4 protein-coding genes are annotated in these 3857 nt (G+C 58.9%); 1 reads left to right on the top strand and 3 read right to left on the bottom strand.

The features are described from left to right. Positions 1-100: 100 nt before the first annotated feature. Together NW843_RS12995 and NW843_RS13000 are read right to left on the bottom strand one after the other, a co-directional pair. Positions 101-1084: an apocytochrome f gene (locus NW843_RS12995; RefSeq protein ID WP_414523153.1), complete on the bottom strand. Its 984-nt coding sequence runs from the start codon at positions 1082-1084 to the stop codon at positions 101-103. 122 nt (positions 1085-1206) lie between these two features. Beyond that, entirely contained in the window at positions 1207-1725 is a 519-nt protein-coding gene (locus NW843_RS13000; RefSeq protein WP_414351678.1) for a cytochrome b6-f complex iron-sulfur subunit, read from the bottom strand. Positions 1726-1908: 183 nt separating this feature from the next. Between NW843_RS13000 and NW843_RS13005 the strand changes: the two genes are divergently transcribed. Next, the gene (locus NW843_RS13005; protein ID WP_011433229.1) at positions 1909-2226 is read left to right on the top strand and encodes a DUF3067 family protein; all 318 of its coding nucleotides are present in this window, start codon (positions 1909-1911) and stop codon (positions 2224-2226) included. Between the two features lie 123 nt (positions 2227-2349). Here the strand turns inward: NW843_RS13005 and NW843_RS13010 are convergent, their stop codons facing one another. Then, positions 2350-3690, bottom strand: a complete 1341-nt coding sequence (locus tag NW843_RS13010) for a hypothetical protein (RefSeq protein WP_414523154.1) — start codon at positions 3688-3690, stop codon at positions 2350-2352. Positions 3691-3857: the final 167 nt, after the last annotated feature.

Genomic DNA, 3857 nt, shown 5'->3' on the forward strand with positions numbered 1-3857 from the left:
AGTTGAAATAGATGGTAATAAAAACCACGACTGCTATCAGCCCTACAGAACAAAAAACACCTCGGATACCTCCGAGGTGCAGGCTAGGAAAGAGCTTGAGCTAGCCGAGGATTTCGGCGGCTTGAATGAGCTCCACCTGCTTTTTCTTCAGCACCAACAGCACCTGGGTAATGGTAATGGCTGCCAGGAAGGCCACCAGCCATTTCACCCGATCCGGGCTTTGCAGCACCAGATCCCGCTCCACCTGGCCAAAGCCGCCCACATTGGGATTGTTGGTGACGGGATCCCCTTCTTTGACGCTGTCGCCAACGGCAACCACCAGCTCCGGCCCAGGTGGCACCACCAGGTTGTGGATCCCACTTTCGGTCTCGAAGCTGAGAACTCTCGTGCCCGGCAGCTCGTATTCCGGGGGCACCAGGCTGGCCAATTCAGCCGGCAGATCGCTGATATCGGAGTTGAGGGTGGCGATGTTGACTAGACGCCCGGTGGCCGGAGCGCGGAAAACGTTGTTGTTGCTGAGGCTGCCGTCGGGGTTGAGCTGACCGCGACCCCGGTTGGCCCCAATGTAAACGCGATACTTCATGAAGGCCACCGAGGGATCCTCTTTCGGGTCAGGGGCCACCACTGGAAAGACGATTTCTTGATGCTGCTCGCCCGGCAAAGGCCCGACCAGGAGGATGTTGGGCTTCGTGTCGCTGTAGGGGGTGATGTAGGTCTCGGCAGTTTCTTGCCGTTGTTCCTCGGTCATCTCGGCTTCGGTGGCTAAACGGAAGCCCTCCGGCAAGACCACCACCGCGCCCACATTCAACCCACCCTTGCTGCCGTCTGCCAGCACCTGCTGCTTGCTCAGGTCATAAGGGATCCCAACTTTGATGGTGAACACCTGGCCGGGGGTGACGGCCTGGGGCACCTCGGCGCGAGTGGGCATGGCGTTCAGGTGGCAGTTGGCACAGACAATTTTGCCAGTCGCCTCGCGGGGGTTGTCGTAGGCCATCTGGGCATAGTAGGGGTAGGCTGCCGCCGGACGTGCCCCCATCCCCAGCAACAGCAGCAGCCCACAGAAGGCCAAGCAGATTCGCTTCATAACTCTCAGCTCAGAATGAATTTCCATCACAGGTTTAGGACACAGTCTTGAAATAGCCATCTCGACGACTTGCCCCAAATCGTTCGGCAAAAGCCGGCACAGCCAGCGGGATCCCTTGCCCTTTAGGTCTCCCGGAAATCGGGGCCTTGCCAAGGGCTGAAGCGGACGTTGTCGCCATCCACAGTGGCGCTCACCAGCTCCAGCGAGCGGGGAGCCGGTCCCCGGATCACCTTGCCATTGGCCGCATACTGGGATCCGTGGCAAGGGCACTTAAACAAGTTTTCCCCCACATTCCAGGGCACCACGCAACCGAGGTGGGTACAAACCGCGTTGAGGCCATAGTTGGCCACCGCCCCGTTGTCGATCACGATGTAGGTGGGATCCCCTTTCAAACCTTGGGCCAGCACCCGATCCGTAGCGGCATGGGTGGCCAACAGTTCACTGACGCTGATGGGCTTGCCGAGGGCGTCCTGAGCGATGAGGCCCTCACCTCCTCCACCGGAAGAGGGCGGGATAAAGTACTTCACCACCGGGTAGAGGGCGCCCACCACCACGACTCCCACAGAGCCGCTGAGCAGGGCATTGAGAAGAACCCGCCGGCTCATGGGGGGCGCTTCAAAGTTGCTAACCGCTTCCGTCATAATGGCAAATGCAGACCTGAGAAGTTTTAACGTTCGTTGACAAGCGACATCATCCTAACCGACCCCTCTGGCCAATATCGTTAAGAAATGCAACGCTGTAAGAGGCCGTGGCCTTCCTTCCCAAGGTGAGCGGCCCACCCAGCGCGATTGGAGCCAGATCCAAGCCAGCCTCAGACAAGTCTGATGAAGGGATCCGACTTTCAAGCTTTGTTGCGCGAGAAGTGGGGCTATTCCTACGACGTGCAGCTGCGGCGTATCCAGCAGAAGGTGGTGTTGCTGGTGATGTGGCGCTATCTGGAGCAGCCCTCCTTCCCCTTGAGCGAGGCCGAGTATTTGGCCCACTTGGAGAACGTGCTGGCCCATTTGCAGGCTTGGGGGGTGTGGGAAGCGGTGCGTCGGGAAATCGAAGCCACCCGTCAGAGACCCCGTATGGGCAAAGCGGTGGCCATTCCTCTGGATTTGCAGAAGGTGGGGGAGCGAGTCTCCGAGTGGTTGTTGTGAGTTCTCCTGGGGAGAAAGAAGTCCAAGCAAACCTAAGCGCCGGATTCTCCGGCTGGGCAAGAAACTAGAATGGGTCTCAGCTCAAACGGTAGACCGGGAGTTTGCCCAAAGGCCATGACCTCTCTAGAGGGGACGCGGCTTGCGCACTTGTTCGGTTTCCGGGTACTCCTGCTGAGCTTCGGATTCCAAAAGTTGGCGGAATGCCGGCTCGTCCAGACGGTAGTCCCGCTGCTCGATCAAATCCCGGTCGGTTGAGTAAATGGTGTCCGACTCTGGCACAACTTCTTGACGGCGGAAGCGGCGGGCAAAGTTGAGTTTGCGCAGCAGCGCCTCTGTGGGATGCTGCAGATGCTCTCGCCAAAGCTGCCGGACACGATTGCGACGCTCCACTCCCTGGTTACGGATTTGCAAGGTCAACCACCGAACGGCGGGCACCGCCAAAAACAGCGTGCCGTAGAGGAAGAGGAAGCCGATCAACGGGTAGATGAAGGCCAAAAAAGCATTGCTGCCGGCTGCCGCTGCTACCTCCTCCCGTGCCCCATAGAGAATGGCGGCCAGAAAGAAATTGAGAACTCCCAAGCCTCCTGCCAGGGTCAGTTGACCAGGCGTGGCCCGGCTGAACACCCAAGGTTTCTCCTGCAACACCTCAGGGATCCTCTTGGGCTCACGCTCTGAGGCGGCCACCTGCAGTTCCGGAAAGCGGTAGACAATGTCCCCGTCCTCGCTGACCTCCGGCTGACCGTCGAACTTGAGCAAAATGGGCAGCATGTAATCTTCGTATTCCAAGGCCGGGGATCCCGGCTCCACATCCAGGTAGGGCAACACCTGTTCCGCTGCGATCACCCCCCCATTGGCACGAATCAGTTGGCCAATGAGGGCATAGCGCTCCTCCTCCAGGTTGGCATTGGGATCCCCGTCCCCAAAGAGGAAGCTGTACACCGCTTCCAGGAAGTTCAGCTCGGATTTTTGCGGCTGGCGGGGGCGCGTCCGACCGGAGTAGCTCCCATGGTAGGGGTAAGGATCCCAGAAGGGGTTGCCGATCCAAAGGTTGGGGAAGTAATAAAACCCTATCCCCCGCGATCGGCTGCGATTGTCCTGCTCGCGGCTGCTGGCCATTTGCAAGGCAATCAACGCCAGGACGATCAAGACAATTGACACCACCAGCAGAATGCCAAAGGAGATGCGCAACCCATAGAGGAAGCCCCCCCACAACCGGCGACGCAGGGCTGCTAGCCGATCCTGCTGCTCCTTGCGCTTGAGAATGCTGCGAAAATCCGGTGGAAAAACGTAGGTAATCTCCCCCTGCCGGGAAACCTGGAGATGCCCCTCCGCCTTTTGGGCCAAATTCAGCAGCTCTTGTTTGGCCTCGTGTAGAGCCAAGCCCGTGCTGGATGCAATATCTCCCAGCGTGACCCGCAGGCCCAACTGCTCCACTGCATCCATCACCAATGTTTGGGTAGCCACTCTTAACCTCCGCTTTCTGCCCCAATTGCCGAGGAGCCTGTCGGGATCCCTGGACGCAGATCCGCTCCCCTGAGCTAGACCTAGCGTCTCCTCTATTCCCAGTATCTGATACATTCACGCTGGACTCTCCTGAACATGGTTCAGGAAAGAAGCGATCGCATCCTGCC

The sequence above is a fragment of the Synechococcus sp. R5-12 genome (assembly GCF_047502655.1).
Lineage (GTDB): Bacteria > Cyanobacteriota > Cyanobacteriia > Thermostichales > Thermostichaceae > Thermostichus.